Below are 16,276 nucleotides of genomic sequence, written 5' to 3'. Positions count from 1 at the left end.
CCCTCGGGGGACCGGCCAAGGTACTCCTTGGGCGAGGGGCTCACCATTTCTAGGCTTTGACTTTCACGTAGCGACCGGGCGCGGGCTCGATGGCCTTGTACTTGCGACTGCCCGGCGCCTTGGGCGCGGGCTTCTTCGCACCGGCGTGCGCGGCCAGCCATGCGGACCAGTCGGTCCACCAGCTGCCCGGATGTTCGGTGGCGCTGGCCAGCCAGGCCTCGGGGTCCGCCGGCAGCGCCGTGCTCTTGCCGATCCAGTGGCTGCGTTTGCCCTTGGCGGGTGGGTTGATGACGCCGGCGATGTGGCCCGAGGCGCCCATGACGAAGCGGCGCGGGCCCTTGAAGATCTGCGTGTTCCGGTAGGCGGCCTGCCAGGGCACGATGTGGTCCTCGCGCGAGCCGTAGATGTAGACCGGGCAGGCGATGGTGGACAGGTCCAGCTTCTCGCCGCACACGGTCAGCCTGCCCGGCACTTTCAGCTCGTTCTGCAGGTAGGTGTGGCGAAGGTACCAGCAGTACATGGGCCCGGGCAGGTTGGTGGAGTCGCCGTTCCAGTACAGCAGGTCGAAGGCCGGCGGCGCCTCGCCCTTCAGGTAGTTGCCGACGACGTAGTTCCACACCAGGTCGTTGGGGCGCAGGAAGCTGAACGTCGTCGCCAGCTCCTGGCCGTGCAGCAGCTGCGGGCCCTTGGGCGAGTCGGGCCCCAGCGTGGCCTCGCGCAGCCGCACGCTGGCCTCGTCGACAAAGATGTCCAGGATGCCGTTGTCGGCGAAGTCCAGCAGCGTGGTCAGCAGCGTGAGGCTGGCGGCAGGCTGTTCGCCCCGCGCGGCCAGCACGGCCAGCGCCGTGGCGAGGATGGTGCCGCCCACGCAGAAGCCCAGCGTGTTGACCTGGTCCTGGCCGGAGATCTCCTGCACGACGCGGATGGCTGCAATAGCGCCCTGCTCGACGTAGTCGTCCCAGGTCAGGTGCCTGACCGAGTCGTCCGGGTTGCGCCAGCTGACGACGAACACGCGGTGGCCCTCGGCCACGGCATAACGGATCAACGAGTTGTCAGGCTGCAGATCGAGGATGTAGAACTTGTTGATGCACGGCGGCACCAGCAGGAAGGGCCGCGCATGCACCTGCGGCGTCAGCGGCGCGTACTCGATGAGCTGGAACAGATCGTTCTCGAACACCACACTGCCGGCCGTGGTGGCTACGTTCCTGCCGACCTCGAAGGCGCTCTCGTCCGTCTGCGACACATGGCCGCGCTGCACGTCGCCCCACAGCTGCTGCAGGCCTCTGGCCAGCGTTTCACCATGGCTGTCCAGCGCGAGCTTCTGCGCCTCGGGGTTCAGTGCCAGGAAGTTGCTGGGCGACGCGGCGTCGACGAACTGCTGCACGGCGAACTTGATGCGCGCCTTGGTCTTGTCGTCGGCCTCGACCTGCTCGGCCATGCGGCCCAGCGTGCGGCCGTTGAGCAGGTAGAGCTGGCTCATGAAATGGGCCGCGGGATTGGACCGCCATTCCGGCGCCGCGAAACGGCGGTCCGTCGCGGCGGGCGCGTCGCCCTGACCCAGCGCCGCGTTCCACAGCGCGGTGGCCTGCCGGAGGTAGTCCGCCTGCAGTTCGACCAGCGTGGCAGGCGAGATCTGCGGCAGGTGCGCCATCTGCTGCATCAGGTCGGCAAAGGGCTGCGCGTCCTGGGCGGGCGCCGCGTCGTTCTTCTTGCGAGTGGCCATGTCTTCCTCGGAACTCCCGCATCAGCGGTCTTGTCTCGGTCCGTTGCAATAAGCTTGCCACATCCCGCCGTCGCGGCTTTGTAACCACGCGCGCTGACGCGCCCATGACACATGTATCTCGTCGCCATCGCCTGGGCCTACGTCGCACTGATGATGGCCGCCGCCGAAGCGCTGAGCCCGCAGGGCACGGTGTTCGGCGCCCTGGTCACGTTGATGCTCTACGGCGTGCTCCCGCTGCGCTTGTTGATGTACATCCTCGGCACGCCGGGCCGCAAGCGGCGCCGGCGCGCGGCGGAGTCAGCGGCCGAGGCTGATGCAGGCGGCCATGCGCCCGCGGGGCCGGCCCAGGGACTCGCCCCGGAACGAGAAGAAGCGTGAATCATCGGTCAGCGTGCACCAGCCGCCGCCGCTGATTTGGGTGACACCGGCCGCGCCCAAGCTTTCGCGAGCCAGCAAGGGCAGGTCGGCGCGCCAGCGAGGCTGGGGGTTAGGGCGATAGAGAAAGCCGGGCTGGTCGTGCGGCAGCGGCTCGCGGCCAAACGCGGCCACGACCTCCGGCCCCACCTCGAAGGCCTGCGGGCCGATGCTGGCGCCCAGCCAGGCCTGCACATCGCGCGGCTCGCAGCCGGTGGCGGCGCACAGCTCGGCCACCGTGTTCTTCAACACGCCCGCCGCCAGCCCGCGCCAGCCGGCATGCGCACCGGCCACGCCGCCGGGCGCGCGGAACAACACCGGCAGGCAATCGGCCACGAGGATGGCCACGGCCAGGTCGCGGTCGGTGGACACGGCCGCGTCGGCCTGCGGCGCGTTGTCGTCATGCCAGTCGGCGCGCAGCCGTACGACGCCAGCGCCATGCACCTGGTCCAGGAACACCGGCCGCGCGCCCAGCACCTCGGCCAGCGCGGCGCGGTTGGCACGCACCTCGTCGGCATCGCCGGCCTTGCGGCCGAAGTTGGGGCCACGGGTCGTCATGAAGGCTGTCACGCCGGGCCAGCCCGGGCTCAGCCACTGCGGGTCAGGCTGCATCGGGGCAGGCGTCCGGGTGGGTGGTGGCAAAGGCCGGCAGCGCCAGGCAGGCGGCGTTGACGCGCATCACGGTGGGGAAGGCGTCCAGCGGGCAGGCCAGGCGCTGCGCGTTGTAGACCTGCGGCACCAGCAGGCAGTCGGCCAGGCCCGGCGTGTCGCCGACGCTGAACATGCCGGCCATGCGCGCCAGCTTCTGCTCGACGATGGCCAGCCCGGTGGCCACCCAGTGGCGGTACCACGCGTCCACCTGCTCCTGCGACTGCCCCATGTCGCTCTTCAGGTGGCGCAGCACGCGCAGGTTGTTGAGCGGATGCAGGTCGCAGCCGATGTCCTGCGCCAGCGCCCTCACCTGCGCGCGGCCCACGGCGTCGCGCGGCAGCAGCGGCGGCTCCGGGTGGGTCTCGTCCAGGTACTCCAGGATGGCCATGGACTGGCCCAGCCAGGTGCCGTCGTCCAGCACCAGCGCCGGCACCAGGTGCGACGCCTGCTGCGCCGCGAAGTCGCCGGCGAACTGCTCGTTGCGGACGAGGTGGACGGGCTCGTAGCCGTAGTCCAGCCCCTTGAGTGCCAGGCCGATGCGAACGCGCCAGGACGCCGACGAGCGGAAGTAGTTGTAGAGCTTCATGGCCCGCAATTTAGCGCCTCTAAACTCGGCCGCATGCCCTTCCCCAGCCGCTTCAAGCACTGCCCCGCCTGCGGCTCCGCCGTGGACTACCGCATCCCCGCGGACGACAACCGCGAGCGCGCCGTCTGCCCGTCCTGCGGCGCCATCCACTACCAGAACCCGCTCAACGTCGTCGGCACGCTGCCCGTATGGGAGGAAGACGGCCGCGTGCTGCTGTGCCGGCGCGCCATCGAGCCACGCCACGGGTTGTGGACGCTGCCGGCGGGCTTCATGGAGCTGGGCGAGACGACGCTGGAAGGCGCGCTGCGCGAGACGCAGGAGGAAGCCGGCGCCGACGTTTCGATGGGCGAGCTGTACACGCTGATGAACGTCGTGCGTGTGGGGCAGGTGCACCTGTTCTACCTCGCGCGGCTGCGCTCCACCGTGTTCGACCCCGGCCCGGAATCGCTGGAGGCACGGCTGTTCGCCGAGCACGAGATCCCGTGGGACGACCTCGCCTTCAAGACCACGCGCGAGACGCTGCGCTGCTTCTTCGACGACCGCCGCCAGGGCCACGGCTTCCCGCTGCACGCCATCGACATTCCGTGAGGCGCGGCGCATCATCGCCGCCATGCTGACACGACGCCTGCTGCTGGGTTCCACGGGCGCGCTGGCCCTTGCCGGCGCGGCGCAGGCGGCGCCGCTGCGCGCGGTGGGCGCGCAGTTCGCCCGCATCTTCGAGGGCAGCGAGGGACAGGCGCCCAAAGGCCTCGCGGTGGACCTGCTCGTCCAGCTGTTCGGCGACGGCGTGCGCTGCGAATGGCTGCCCTGGCCGCGTGCTCAGCTGATGATCGAGCAGGGCGAGGCCGACATCCTCATCGGCCCCTACCGCACACCGGAACGCGAGTCCCGCATGCTGTTCAGCGTGCGATCGTTCTACGCGGACGCGATGGTCTGGTACGCGCGCCGCGGCGAGGAGTCGCGCTGGAGCGGCGAGTTCGGCGAGCTGGCGCAGACGCCCGTGGCCGCCGTGCGCGGCTGGGCCTACGGCAGCCGCTTCGAGCGGCTCAAGACCGGGCTGGCGCAGCTGACCTGGGTGCAGAACGTCGACTCCGGGCTGCAGATGCTGGGGCGCCGCCGCGTGGACCTGTTCGCGGCCAACGACCGCAACTGCCAGCCGGTGCTGCAGCGGCTGGCGCTGGCGGACGCGATCACGCGCTGCTCGCCGCCGCTGGACGTGCTGCATGGCCACATGGCCTTTGCACGCAGCGCCGCCGGCGAGGCCCTGGCCCAGCGCTACGACCAGGCCTTCGAGCGCTGGGTGCGGTCCGCGGAATCCGCCGAGCTGTACCGCCGCTGGAGCGTGGACCGGCCGGCAGTGGCGCTATAGCCGGGCGCGGCGACGCGCTCAGTACTGCGTCTGCACCTGCGAGTCGCCCGGCGCGCACAGCGGCAGCCGGATGCTGAACACGGCGCCGCCGCCGTCGCGGTTGGCCGCCACGATGTGTCCGCCGTGCACGTCGATGATCTTGCGGCAGATGGCCAGGCCCAGCCCCGTGCCGCCGGAGCCGTCCTTCGTGAGGCTGGACTGCACGAAGGCATCGAAGATGGATTCCAGCTCCGCCGGCGGGATGCCGGGGCCGCGGTCGGCGACCGTCAGCACGAACTCGTCCGGCGTTGCCGCACAGGCCTGGATGGCCAGCTCGCCGCCCTCGGGCGAGAACCTGATCGCGTTGGCGACCACGTTGCGCACGGCCTGGTGCATGCGCAGCGGGTCGACGCGGCCGACCAGCGGCTCGCCGGCCAGCTGCAGCGCCACGCGCAGCCGGCGCTGGCCCAGCAGAGGATCAAGCTCCAGCAGCACGGCCTGCACCAGCGTCCGCAGGTCGCAGCGCTGCAGCTCCATCGTGCCGATGGCGCTCTCGATCTTGGAGACGTCCAGCAGGTCGTTGACGAGGGCCAGCATGCGCTGTCCGGAGCGGTGGATGTCGCTGAACATGCCGGCCAGCCGGGCATTGTCGCGCCCGCGTGTGAGGCCCAGCTCCGAAAAGCCCAGGATGGCCTGCAGCGGCGTGCGCAGCTCGTGGCTGATGTTGGCGACAAACTCCGACTTGACGCGCGAGGCCTGCTCGGCGGCGTCGCGCGCCTCGCGCGTGGCCCGCTCGGCGGTGCGGAACTCGCTGACGTCCATCAGCGTGCACAGGATGCCGGTGGCTGCGCCATCCTCGCCAGGCACCCGCACCTTGGTGATGACCATGTCGCGCAGCGACCCGTCGCCATGCCGCACCTGGGTCTCGTAGCGCAGCCGGCCGCCCTGGGCCATCAGCAGGGCATCCTGCTCGGCGTGGATGCGCGCCTCTTGGCTGGACAGGAAGTGGCCGGCGTAGGCACCGATGACCTGCGCTCGCGGACGCCCCACAAAGCTCTCCCAGGCCTGGTTCACCATCACGTAGCGCCCCTGCGCATCGAACATGGACACCGGCAGCGGGCTCAGCTCCAGCAGCAGCGCGGAGAACGCGAGCTGATGCTGCAGCTGCTGGTCGAAGGCCACGCGCTCGCTGAAGTCGATCGCGCTGCCGGCGAACCCGATGACGCGCCCCTCGGCCAGCAGGGGCAGCACCGCCACCTTGAAGTGCCGCGGCTGGCCATCGGGCGCCGGGATGCAGACCTGCCCATGGCGCATGCCAACGTTGTCGTCCAGGCGGAACAGCGCCAGCGCGCGCTGCCGATCGGCCGGCACCACCAGGTCCCACAGCAGCCGGCCGCGTGCCGCGTCGACGCTGGCATCGCTGACGGCGATCCAGCGCGCGTTGACATAGGTGATGGCGCCGCTCGCATCGGTGCGGAAGATCAGCTCCTGCACGCTGCCGAGCAGCACGTCGAGCTCGCGCTCGCGCAGCGCCGACTGCTCGCGGGCACGCCGCTCGCGCTGCAGCGCCAACAGGCTGCCCAGGGCGGTCAACAGCGCCAGCCCCTCTGCGCAAGGCCAGCCCGGCAGATGGTGGGCGAGGCCTGCCAGCGCCGCGGCGGCGGCCAGCGTCAACGGCGCCGCCCAGGCACCCACTCGCTGGCGCAACCCGCCCAGCCCCTGCCGGGGCAGGGCTCGCCACCGCAATTGCCGGGTCCCGTCCATGCGCCCCTCCGCGTCGCTGCTGCCGTCGCGTCAGTCCAGTTCCGCCAGGTCTTCGAAGCTGGGCGGCTGCCGGTTGATCTGCTCGCGCAGCGCGATCAAGGCGGGGGCTTCGCGCAGGAACGTGTCGACGACGGTGGGGTCGAAGGCCTTGCCCCGCTGGTCGATGAGCATGCGCAGCGCCACGTCTTCCGCGAACGCCTTGCGGTAGCAGCGGTCCATCGTCAGCGCATCGAAGAAGTCCACCACCGCGACGATGCGGCCCGACAGCGGGATGTCCTCGCCACTGAGCCGGCGCGGGTACCCGCCGCCGTCCCAGCGCTCGTGGTGCGTCAGCGCCACCTCGGCGGCCAGTTGGAACAGCGGCACCCGCGAGCGCCCCAGGATGCCCGCGCCGATCTCGGCGTGCTGGTTCATCGCCAGGCGCTCGTCGGGCGTGTAGCCACCGGGTTTCTTCAGGATGGCATCGGAAATGCCGATCTTGCCCACATCGTGCATGGGGGCGGCATGCCGCAGCATGCGGGCGAACGCGGCGGACTGGCCCAGCGCGAGGGCCAGTGCCTCGGCCAGATAGCCGATGCGCACCATGTGCACACCGGTGTCGTCGTCGCGGAAGTCCGCCGCCAGCGCCAGGCGCAGCAGGGCCTCGTGGTGGGCGCGGGTGACCTCGCGCAAAGCCTCGTTGCGCTCCTGGTACATGCGGCGCAGGTCCACGACGATGCGCTCCATCTGCGCGGCGGCAGCGTCGTCGAAGGTGCGGCTGGCGGGCAGTGTTGACAGCTCGGCGGACATGTCATTGCTCCCCGGCCAGCGCGCACAGATCGGCGATGCAGTCGATCAACTGCAGCGGGCTGAACGGCTTGACAAGGTACATGTCGGCGCCCGCCTCCATGCCGGCCGTGCGGTCGCCGGCATGACAGCGCGCACTGAGCATGAGGATGCGGGGCGTCACCGGGAAGTCGCCGGACTTGAGATGGCGGCACACGTCCAGCCCGTCCAGCGGGCCCGGCATCATGACGTCCAGCAGCACCAGGTCGGGCTGCAGTTCGGCCGCGATGCGCAGCGCCGTCGGCCCGTCGGCGGCCTCCCGGATCTCGTAGTCCTCGAACTCCAGCGTCAGCCGGATGAGTCGGCGGATGTCCGAGTGGTCTTCGACGATGAGGATCTTCTTCACGCGGCACCCCTTGAAGCCATCAGTGGCTGGTCGCAATTATCACTTCTATCAATTCAAAATGGCAAATCGGGGCGCTGCCGTGGGCGTCCGGCCGCGCACAAATGCTCACGTCGGGCACTGGCGAGCACCGCACGCCGGGCGGCTGACGCGGGATCGACGCATGGCCGGGCGTTTGCTGGCGCTGCGGCGCGATCCTCTGCCGGTGATGCCCACCGGGCCCCAACCAGGCCGGGCCGCCGCCCACCGGCCGCAAGCCGTGCGACGCGCCGGTGGTGCGAGTGCGCAAAGCGTCACGGAATCGCGACCGCGGGGCTGGATTTTTGTATTTCAAAAATATCAAATATAGCGATTGAATTCAGCGAAGCAGCCCATGACAGCACTCACCGTCATCGAACACACGGCAGTTGCCAGCGCGGCCTCGCGCGAGGTCCTCACCTCGCGGCTTGGCGCCGAGGAATACGGCATCGACATCCTGGCAGTCCAGGAGATACGCCGCTACGAGGCCCCGACGCGCATCGCCAACGCGGCCGGCCATCTGCTGGGAGTCATGAATCTGCGCGGTGCCATCGTGCCCATCGTGGACCTGCGACGCCACCTCGGGCTGCCGGCCGAGAACGGCATCGACACCGTCACCGTGGTCGTCAATGTCGCGAGCCGCACGCTGGGCCTGGTGGTGGATGCAGTGTCCGACGTCGTGGCGCTGCAGCCCGGGCACATCCAGCCCTGCCCTGCGCTGGGCAGCGCGACGGATGATGGCTTCATCGTCGCCCTGGCCACGGTGGACGGCGCCGACGGCCCCCGGCTGCTGCAGCTGACGGACCTGGCCGCGCTGCTGCGCCATCTCTGACCCACGCTCCTGGCATGCACCAGCGGACGCGCCGGCGGCCGCTGCGCGAGGGCCGCGCCCATCACGGCCTCGACGACACGGTGAACGCCGCCGTCGCGGCCCTCCCTAACGGCCGCCCAGCACGCGCGCCGGCAGCATGACGATGGCGCGCAGCAGCGCGAACACGCCGTCCACCGCGATGCCCAGCAGCCGCAACGGCAGCAGGAGCAGCCACACCAGCGGCCACAGCAGCAGCGCACCGATGGCCAGCGGCCAGCAGACGACGAACAGCAGGCACCAGAGCAGAAAGCCGAACATCGCGGAACTCCTTTGAGCGAACAGCCCGCAGGCTACGCGCCGCCGAGTGCCGGTTCACGCGGCTTGCGACGGAGCGGCGATCCGCCGGGACGGGCCGTCAGACGCGCTGACGGCCGGCCACGTAGCAGGCCGCCAGGTTGCGCTCGTCGGCCAGCGTCATCCACGCGAAGACGCGCTCGTGCAGCTCGCGGGCCGCGGCGTCGCGCGCCTGGGCCACGGGGCCTTGCGCCCAGTCCCACACGCACAGGTCGGCCGCCTGTCCTACCGACAGCCCGCCGATCTCGTCGCCCAACTGCAGCGCCTCGGCCGCGCCACGCGTGGCGGCATGCAGCGCCGTCCAGGCCGTCAGCCGCTGGCCGCGCAGCGCCTGGATCTTGTAGGCGTCGCCCATGTTGCGCGGCAGGCTCAAGCTGGTGCCGCCGCCCACGTCGGACGCCAGGCTGACGTTGAACCCCGCGCCGGACCAGTCGAACAGCCCGCTGCCCAGGAACAGGTTGCTGGACGGGCAATGCGCCACCTGCGCGCCGCGCTCGGCGATGAGGCGCTTGTCGGCATCGTCCAGCCAGATGCCGTGGGCCAGCACCGCGCGCTCGTGCACCAGGCCCACGCGCTCGTAGACATCCAGGTAGCTGCGCGCCTCGGGGAAGAGCCGGGCCACCCACTCGACCTCGGCGCGGTTCTCGGCCACGTGGGTCTGCATGTAGAGGCTGGCGTCCGAGCGGCACAGCGCGCCGGCCATGGCCAGCTGCTCGGGCGTGCTGGTGGGTGCGAAGCGCACCGTCACCGCATACGACAGCCGGGCCTGGCCGTGGAAGCGCTGGATCAGGTCCACGCAGTCGCGCTCGGCCTGGGTGACGTCGTCGCGCAGGCCATCGGGCGCGTGGCGGTCCATCAGCACCTTGCCGGTGATGAGCCGCATGCCGCGCGTCATCGCGCCCTGGAACAGGGCCTCGGCCGACGTCTTGTGCACCGTGGCGAACACCACGGCCGACGTCGTGCCGCTGGCCAGCAGCGCGTCCAGGAACAGCTCGGCGCCGGCGCGGCTGCGCGCCGGGTCGGCGAACGCGCATTCGCTGGGGAAGGTGTAGCGCTCCAGCCAGTCCAGCAGCTCCGTGCCATAGGAGGCGATGACCTCCAACTGCGGGCAGTGGACATGGGTGTCGATGAAGCCCGGCAGCACCAGCTGGCCGGCATGGTCCTTGCGCGCCCAGCTGGCGTCGGGCGCCTGCGCCTGGCGGCCGACGATGCGGCCGTCCTCGATCAGCAGCCAGTGGTCGCGGTCGAAACGCACCGCGGCGGCCGTGGTGTCGCCCCAGCCGGGTGCGGCGGTGAAGTCCAGCAGGTCGCCCCGCAACGCCCAGCGCCGCGGCTCGGTTGGTGTATGGGCAAAGTTTTTCTGGTTAGTAAAACTCATATGGCAATTCTGAGGCAAGGTCGGACAATCGAGGCCAGCATGAATACCCGCCCCATCCGTTTCTTCCACCGCGGCCAGGTCGTCGAGGTGGCCGGCCTGCCGACCACGACGACGGTCCTGCAGTACCTGCGCGAGCACGCCGCCTGCACCGGCACCAAGGAGGGCTGCGCCGAGGGCGACTGCGGCGCCTGCACCGTCATCCAGGGTGAGCTGGACGCCGCCGGCCAGCTACAGCTACGCAATGTCAATGCCTGCACGCAGTTCCTGCCCACGCTGGACGGCCGCGCGCTGCTGACGGTGGAAGACGTGGGCGGCCCCGGGCAGCTCAACCCCGCCCAGCAGGCGCTGGTGAACTGCCACGGCTCGCAGTGCGGCTTCTGCACGCCCGGCTTCGTCATGACGATGACGGCCTGCTACGAGCGCCACCAGGCCGCCGACACGCGGCCGGACCGGCAGCAGCTGGCCGACGACCTGGCCGGCAACCTCTGCCGCTGCACCGGCTACCGGCCCATCCTGGATGCCGGCGAGCAGATGTTCGACGCGCCGGCCCGCCTCATCGACCGCGAGCCCATCACCGCCGCGCTGCGAGACCTGGCCAACGACGCGCCGCTGGCCTACGAACACGCCGGCCAGCGCTTCCACGCGCCGCAAAGCGTGGCCGACCTGGCACTGCTGCGCGAGGCCTCTCCGCAGGCCACGCTGCTGGCCGGCTCCACCGACATCGGCCTGTGGGTCAACAAGCAGTTCCGCGAGCTGCCGGCGCTGATCTACACGGGCCGCGTCGAAGCGCTGAAGGCCATCCGCGAGGAAGACGCCGGCCTGTGGATAGGTGCTGCGGCCTCGCTGGAAGACGCCTGGGCCGCGCTGACGGCACTGGCACCGTCTCTCGCCGAGCTGTGGCGGCGCTTCGCGTCGCCGCCGGTACGCCATGCCGGCACGCTGGGCGGCAACATCGCCAACGGCTCGCCCATCGGCGATGGCGCACCGGCCCTCATCGCGCTGGGCGCGGACGTGCTGCTGCGCAAGGGCGACCTGCAGCGCCGCCTGCCGCTGCAGGACTTCTACCTGGACTACATGAAGAAGGACCTGCAGCCCGGCGAGTTCGTCGAGGCGCTGTGGGTGCCCAAGCCCGACACCAGCTGGGCCATCAGCGCGCACAAGGTCTCCAAGCGGCATGACAGCGACATCTCCGCCGTCTGCGCCGTGCTGGCGCTGCAGCTGCGCAACGGCACGGTGCAGCAGGCGCGCTTCGTGTTCGGCGGCATGGCGGCCATCGTCAAGCGCGCGGCAGCGGCCGAGGCCGCCGTCGTCGGCCAGCCCTGGGTGGAAGCCACCGCCGAGGCGGCGGCTGCCGCGCTGCCCAACGACTTCAAGCCCATGACCGACATGCGCGCGTCCGACAACTACCGCATGAAGGTCGCGCAGAACCTGCTGCGCAAGCTGTGGCTGGAGAGCCTGGACCGCCGCACCATCACCGTGTGGCGCAGCGCGAGGTTGGCGACATGAACAAACCCGAAGTTCTTCTGATGCCTGAGCCCGTCGTCGGCACATCGCGGCCTCACGAATCCGCCCACCTGCACGTCAGCGGTGCCGCGCCGTACACCGACGACCTGCCCGAACCCGCCGGCACGCTGCACGCGGCGCTGGGGCTGTCGCCCATCGCCCATGGTCGGCTGCTGAGCATCGACGTCGAACGCATCCGCCAGCAGCCCGGCGTCGTCGCCGTGTTCAGGGCGGCCGACATCACCGGAGCGAACAACTGCGGCCCGCTGCTGCATGACGATCCCATCCTGGCCGATGGCGAGCTGCGCTACGTCGGCCAGCCGGTGTTCGCCGTCATCGCGACGAACCGCGAGCTGGCCCGCCGTGCGGCTTCGCTGGCCAAGCAGGTCATCCAGGCCGAGCCCTTGCCGCCGGTGCTGACGGCGCTGGCCGCGCACGCGGCCGGCCAGTACGTGCTGCCGCCCATGCACCTCACGCGCGGCGAGCCGGCCGAGCACCTCGCCACGGCGCCGCACCGACTGCACGGCACATGGAGCCTGGGCGGGCAGGAGCAGTTCTACCTGGAAGGCCAGATCAGCCTGGCCGTGCCGCAGGAGGGCGGCGAGGGCCTGCTGGTGCACTGCTCCACGCAGCACCCCAGCGAGATGCAGCAGCTCGTCGCGCATGCGGTGGGCTGGGCCGCCCACCGGGTCGTCGTGCAATGCCGGCGCATGGGCGGCGGCTTCGGCGGCAAGGAGAGCCAGTCGGCGCTGTTTGCCTGCGTCGCATCGCTGGCCGCGCTGGCGCTGAAGAAGCCGGTCAAGCTGCGCGTGGACCGCGACGACGACTTCCTCATCACAGGCCGCCGCCACGGCTTCGACTATCGCTGGGACGTGGGCTTTGACGACGAGGGCCGCGTGCTGGCCGCCGACATCGAGCTGGTCTCCAACGCCGGCCACAGCGCCGACCTGTCCGCGCCCGTCATGGCCCGCGCGCTGTGCCACTTCGACAACGCCTACTGGCTGCCGCACGTGGCCATGCACGGCTTCTGCGCCAAGACCAACACGCAGAGCAACACCGCCTTCCGCGGCTTCGGCGGCCCGCAGGGCGCCATCGCGATCGAGATGATCCTGGACGGCATCGCGCGCCGGCTGGGGCTGGATGCGGCCGACGTGCGCCAGCGCAACTTCTACGCGCCGGGCCGCGACATGACGCCCTACGGCCAGCAGGTCGAGGAGCTGCACGCGCAGCCGCTGACGGCGCAACTGCTGGCCAACAGCCGCTACGCCGAACGCCGCGCCGAGATCGCTGCGTTCAACGCGACCAGCCGCGTGCTGAAGAAGGGCCTGGCCTTCACGCCGGTCAAGTTCGGCATCTCGTTCAACGTCGCCCACCTGAACCAGGCCGGCGCGCTGGTGCATGTCTACACCGACGGCTCGGTGCTCGTGAACCACGGCGGCACGGAGATGGGCCAGGGGCTGAACACCAAGGTGGCGCAGGTCGTCGCTCACGAGCTGGGTCTGCCGTTCGACCGTGTGCGCTGCTCGGCGACGGACACCAGCAAGGTGGCCAACACCTCGGCCACGGCCGCGTCCACCGGCAGCGACCTGAACGGCAAGGCCGCGCAGGACGCGGCGCGCAAGATCAAGGCGAGGCTGGCGGCGTTCGCGGCCGAGCGCTTCGGCTGCGCGGCCGAGCTGGTCGCGTTCGAGGCCGGCCAGGTCAGCGGCGGCGGGCAGGCGCTGCCGTTTGCAGACCTGGTCGCGGCGGCGTATCTGAAGCGCGTGCAGCTGTGGAGCGACGGCTTCTACGCGACGCCCGGCCTGCACTGGGACCGCACCAGGCTGCAGGGCCACCCGTTCTACTACTACGCCTGGGGCGGCGCCGTCTGCGAGGCGCTCGTCGACACGCTGACCGGCGAGAGCCGCATCACGCGCGCAGACATCCTGCACGACGTGGGCCAGAGCCTGAACCCGGCGCTGGACATCGGCCAGGTCGAAGGCGGCTTCATCCAGGGCCTGGGCTGGCTGACGATGGAGGAGCTGGTCTGGCACCCGGTGACGGGCCTGCTGACCACGCACGCGCCCAGCACCTACAAGATCCCGACCGCGAACGACTGCCCGACCGAGTTCCGCACGGAGCTGTTCGGCGTGGCCAACGCGAGCGAGACCATCCACCGCAGCAAGGCCGTCGGCGAGCCGCCGCTGCTGCTGGGCTTCGCGGCGCTGCTGGCGATCAAGGACGCGTGCGCTGCCTGCGGGCCGGAGGGCTGCGACCCGCCGCTGCGCGCACCGGCCACGGCCGAGGCGGTGCTGGACGCGATCGACGCCGTGCGGTGAGACGCGGCCTCGCCAGCGTTGTTGCGGCCCTGTCGCTGGCGGGCTGCGCCACGGGGCGGCCGCCCGCCCCCACCATCATCGACGTGGACGCCTGGGGCGGCACGGCTGCCAGCACCGCGGCGCCCGCGCAGCCCATCCGCAAGATCACGTTGCATCACCAGGGCGAGGTCTGGCAGGACGGCGCCGACGTGGCGGCCTACCTGCGCCGGCTGCAGCAATGGTCGCGCCTCACCAGGCGCTGGGCCGACATCCCGTACCACTACGTCATCGCGCCCGATGGCCGCATCTACGCGGCGCGGCCGCTGCAGCAGCCGGGCGACACCAACACCGACTACGACCCTCGCGGCCATGCGCTGCTGATGCTGGTGGGCAACTTCGAGGTGCAGCAGCCCACGCCCGCACAGCTGAACGCCGCCGTCGATCTGACCGCCTGGTTGGCGCGCGAAAACAAGCTGGGGCTGGACGACATCGCCAGCCACAAGGACTACAGCGCCCAGACGGTCTGCCCGGGGCGGAACCTGTATGCCCGGATCGAATCAGGCGGGTTCAGGGCGGAGGTGCGCCGGCTGCTGGAAGCCAGGTGATGCCTCGCCGGTGGCGAGCGCGGCGGATGTTGCAAGCAAGTGTCGCCATTGCGCACCCGGCAATACGGGTAGCCGAGGGCGCCGACTGCGTTGCCAAGGGCGCAGTTAGGCGGGAGGCGGGAGCGCGCCTATCGGTCACCCGCCGACGCTCGCCAGTGGCCGATTTCGGCTAGGCTCCGGTAGGCAAGCGCTTTTGCATTGTTGATGCTTGGCAAAGCAGCAGCCGGCGGGGTTGCACGGCAGGGCTAGTTGGACAAACCCATGGTGAGGATGCCTAGTGACGCGACTTGACGCCATCAAGCAGATTACCCGCTCGGCAGCATGGGCGATGCTCTTGACCGGCGCATTGATGAGTCTGGTGATGGGGCTTCCGACCTCGCTGCGTTGGCTGTCACCAGCTGCTGCCGGGCTTGGCCTATTCAGCTACGGTTTTGCGCGACTGCGCTTCTTCAAGTCCGTGCGCGGCTGGGTGCCGGTGGATGGCAACGTGGTGTCGGCTGCCATCGAAGAGATTTTCGTCGGCGGCGCCACCCGCCAAGAGTACGCACCAGCCGTGCGTTTCATCTATCAATCGCCTTCAGGTTCGCGCGAGTCCTCGTGCCTCACGGCTGCTCGCCACGATCACCGCAATGGCGACCGGAAGACAGTCGAGCAACTTCTGTCGCGCTATCTACCGAATGCGCCGGTGGTGGCCTACATGCACCCGACTCGTCACGACATGGCGGTGCTGGAGCGGACCATTTCCGCAGCGCGTCGCAGTCACTACCGGGCAGTTGCCGCCGGAGGTGCAATCGTGTTTCTCGTATCCCTGTTCGTCGGGCTCGTGCTTCGAGCCTGATGGCGCCATGCCGAAACGCCTGTCCCAGCAGAAGTGCCTTGCGCCTCGGCCTCAGTACGCGACAGTTCTCGAACGCTGAACGGCTGCCTCTGGGGGAGCAATTCGCCTTGGACAAGTTGCGCTTTGGGTCTACGGGTGCCGACCACGCAGGAGCGATCAAGCCGCCGCAATACGCCCGTCACCGCCCTTGCTTCTGTGTCGCGATCAGCACCGCCTGCGTGCGCGAGTTGGCGCCGAGTGCCTTCAGCACCGCGGCAACGTGGTCCTTCACGGTATCGACGCTGACGTTCAGCTCCCGGGCGATTTCCTTGTTGGACAGCCCGCGTGCCAGCAGCTCCAGCACGCCCTTCTGGCGCGGTGTCAGCGGCAGTTCGGCCCAGGCACGGGCCGGCGCCGCCACGGGTGCGGGCTCGTCGGCCAGGCGCTTGAGCGGCGGCACGTAGGTGCCACCGGCCAGCACCAGGTGCAGCGCCTGCACCAGCGTGTTGAGGTCGCTGCGCTCGGGCACATAGCCCATCGCGCCGGCGCCCAGCGCCTGCAGCGCGTCCTCGGTGTCGTCGCTGCCCGAGATGACCACCACCGGCAGCACCAGGTGCTCGCGGTGGATCTGCTGCAGCAGTTCGAAGCCACCGTCCACGTGCAGGTCCAGCAGCACCAGGCGGGGCAGCTGCTCGGCCAGCGCGGCGCGCGCGGCAGCGACGCTGTCCACGCCCTGCACCTGCGCGCCGGCGAAGTTCTGCTCGATCAGGCCGGTGAGCGCGGCGCGCACCATCGGAAATCCATCGATCAGCAGAACCCTCATCACCCCTCCTCCAGGA

At 70.3% G+C, this 16,276-nt stretch carries 17 protein-coding genes; 8 read left to right on the top strand and 9 right to left on the bottom strand.

What is annotated here, in order from left to right:
• Positions 1-49: 49 nt before the first annotated feature.
• On the bottom strand, positions 50-1,660 hold the full coding sequence (phaC, locus tag ACG04Q_RS10350) for a class I poly(R)-hydroxyalkanoic acid synthase (protein ID WP_394511343.1): 1,611 nt from the start codon (positions 1,658-1,660) through the stop codon (positions 50-52).
• A 174-nt stretch (positions 1,661-1,834) separates the two neighbouring features.
• Between phaC and ACG04Q_RS10345 the strand changes: the two genes are divergently transcribed.
• Positions 1,835-2,101: a hypothetical protein gene (locus ACG04Q_RS10345; protein ID WP_394510834.1), complete on the top strand. Its 267-nt coding sequence runs from the start codon at positions 1,835-1,837 to the stop codon at positions 2,099-2,101.
• On the opposite strand, the gene ACG04Q_RS10340 is transcribed toward ACG04Q_RS10345, so the two are convergent.
• Together ACG04Q_RS10340 and maiA are read right to left on the bottom strand one after the other, a co-directional pair.
• A complete protein-coding gene (locus tag ACG04Q_RS10340) occupies positions 2,021-2,749 on the bottom strand; it encodes a purine nucleoside phosphorylase YfiH/LACC1 family protein (RefSeq protein ID WP_394510833.1) in 729 nt (242 codons plus the stop codon). The two genes, ACG04Q_RS10345 and ACG04Q_RS10340, sit on opposite strands and share 81 nt — an antisense overlap.
• Positions 2,739-3,374: a maleylacetoacetate isomerase gene (maiA, locus tag ACG04Q_RS10335; RefSeq protein ID WP_394510832.1), complete on the bottom strand. Its 636-nt coding sequence runs from the start codon at positions 3,372-3,374 to the stop codon at positions 2,739-2,741. The genes ACG04Q_RS10340 and maiA overlap by 11 nt, the downstream gene beginning before the upstream one ends.
• Before the next feature lie 33 nt (positions 3,375-3,407).
• Between maiA and ACG04Q_RS10330 the strand changes: the two genes are divergently transcribed.
• The gene (locus tag ACG04Q_RS10330; protein WP_394510831.1) at positions 3,408-3,962 is read left to right on the top strand and encodes an NUDIX hydrolase; all 555 of its coding nucleotides are present in this window, start codon (positions 3,408-3,410) and stop codon (positions 3,960-3,962) included.
• Between the two features lie 22 nt (positions 3,963-3,984).
• Positions 3,985-4,743: a substrate-binding periplasmic protein gene (locus ACG04Q_RS10325; RefSeq protein ID WP_394510829.1), complete on the top strand. Its 759-nt coding sequence runs from the start codon at positions 3,985-3,987 to the stop codon at positions 4,741-4,743.
• Between the two features lie 18 nt (positions 4,744-4,761).
• On the opposite strand, the gene ACG04Q_RS10320 is transcribed toward ACG04Q_RS10325, so the two are convergent.
• From ACG04Q_RS10320 to ACG04Q_RS10310, 3 genes are read right to left on the bottom strand one after another with little or no spacing between them, the layout of a single operon-like run.
• Complete coding sequence (locus ACG04Q_RS10320; protein ID WP_394510828.1) at positions 4,762-6,486, bottom strand: sensor histidine kinase; 1,725 nt, start codon at positions 6,484-6,486, stop codon at positions 4,762-4,764.
• Between the two features lie 30 nt (positions 6,487-6,516).
• Positions 6,517-7,275, bottom strand: coding sequence for an HD-GYP domain-containing protein (locus ACG04Q_RS10315; RefSeq protein WP_394510827.1), 759 nt, complete (start codon positions 7,273-7,275; stop codon positions 6,517-6,519).
• Position 7,276: 1 nt separating this feature from the next.
• Positions 7,277-7,657 carry a response regulator transcription factor gene (locus tag ACG04Q_RS10310; protein ID WP_394510826.1) on the bottom strand — a complete coding sequence of 127 codons (381 nt, stop codon included), beginning with the start codon at positions 7,655-7,657 and terminating at the stop codon, positions 7,277-7,279.
• A gap of 370 nt (positions 7,658-8,027) precedes the next feature.
• Here ACG04Q_RS10310 and ACG04Q_RS10305 point away from each other — a divergent pair, with 370 nt between their 5' ends.
• Positions 8,028-8,504 carry a chemotaxis protein CheW gene (locus ACG04Q_RS10305; protein WP_394510825.1) on the top strand — a complete coding sequence of 159 codons (477 nt, stop codon included), beginning with the start codon at positions 8,028-8,030 and terminating at the stop codon, positions 8,502-8,504.
• 105 nt (positions 8,505-8,609) lie between these two features.
• On the opposite strand, the gene ACG04Q_RS10300 is transcribed toward ACG04Q_RS10305, so the two are convergent.
• Complete coding sequence (locus ACG04Q_RS10300) at positions 8,610-8,801, bottom strand: hypothetical protein (RefSeq protein ID WP_394510824.1); 192 nt, start codon at positions 8,799-8,801, stop codon at positions 8,610-8,612.
• Between the two features lie 97 nt (positions 8,802-8,898).
• On the bottom strand, positions 8,899-10,215 hold the full coding sequence (gene guaD / locus ACG04Q_RS10295) for a guanine deaminase (RefSeq protein ID WP_394510822.1): 1,317 nt from the start codon (positions 10,213-10,215) through the stop codon (positions 8,899-8,901).
• A 39-nt stretch (positions 10,216-10,254) separates the two neighbouring features.
• On the opposite strand from guaD, the gene xdhA reads away from it, so the two are divergent.
• From xdhA to ACG04Q_RS10275, 4 genes are all read left to right on the top strand, one after another.
• On the top strand, positions 10,255-11,721 hold the full coding sequence (gene xdhA, locus ACG04Q_RS10290; protein ID WP_394510821.1) for a xanthine dehydrogenase small subunit: 1,467 nt from the start codon (positions 10,255-10,257) through the stop codon (positions 11,719-11,721).
• 20 nt (positions 11,722-11,741) lie between these two features.
• A complete protein-coding gene (gene xdhB, locus ACG04Q_RS10285) occupies positions 11,742-14,036 on the top strand; it encodes a xanthine dehydrogenase molybdopterin binding subunit (protein ID WP_394510820.1) in 2,295 nt (764 codons plus the stop codon).
• Entirely contained in the window at positions 14,033-14,620 is a 588-nt protein-coding gene (locus tag ACG04Q_RS10280) for a peptidoglycan recognition protein family protein (RefSeq protein WP_394510819.1), read from the top strand. The genes xdhB and ACG04Q_RS10280 overlap by 4 nt, the downstream gene beginning before the upstream one ends.
• A 277-nt stretch (positions 14,621-14,897) precedes the next feature.
• Positions 14,898-15,458 (top strand): hypothetical protein, encoded by a 561-nt coding sequence (locus ACG04Q_RS10275; RefSeq protein WP_394510818.1) that lies wholly within the window; start codon positions 14,898-14,900, stop codon positions 15,456-15,458.
• A 178-nt stretch (positions 15,459-15,636) separates the two neighbouring features.
• Here ACG04Q_RS10275 and ACG04Q_RS10270 read toward each other — a convergent pair whose 3' ends face one another.
• On the bottom strand, positions 15,637-16,260 hold the full coding sequence (locus ACG04Q_RS10270; RefSeq protein ID WP_394510817.1) for a response regulator transcription factor: 624 nt from the start codon (positions 16,258-16,260) through the stop codon (positions 15,637-15,639).
• Positions 16,261-16,276 lie beyond the last annotated feature (16 nt).

This window comes from Pelomonas lactea (assembly GCF_043555885.1).
Classification (GTDB): Bacteria; Pseudomonadota; Gammaproteobacteria; order Burkholderiales; family Burkholderiaceae_C; genus Pelomonas; species Pelomonas lactea.
Note: the sequence above shows the minus strand (reverse complement) of the source record. Positions and strands in the feature narration are given on the sequence as shown.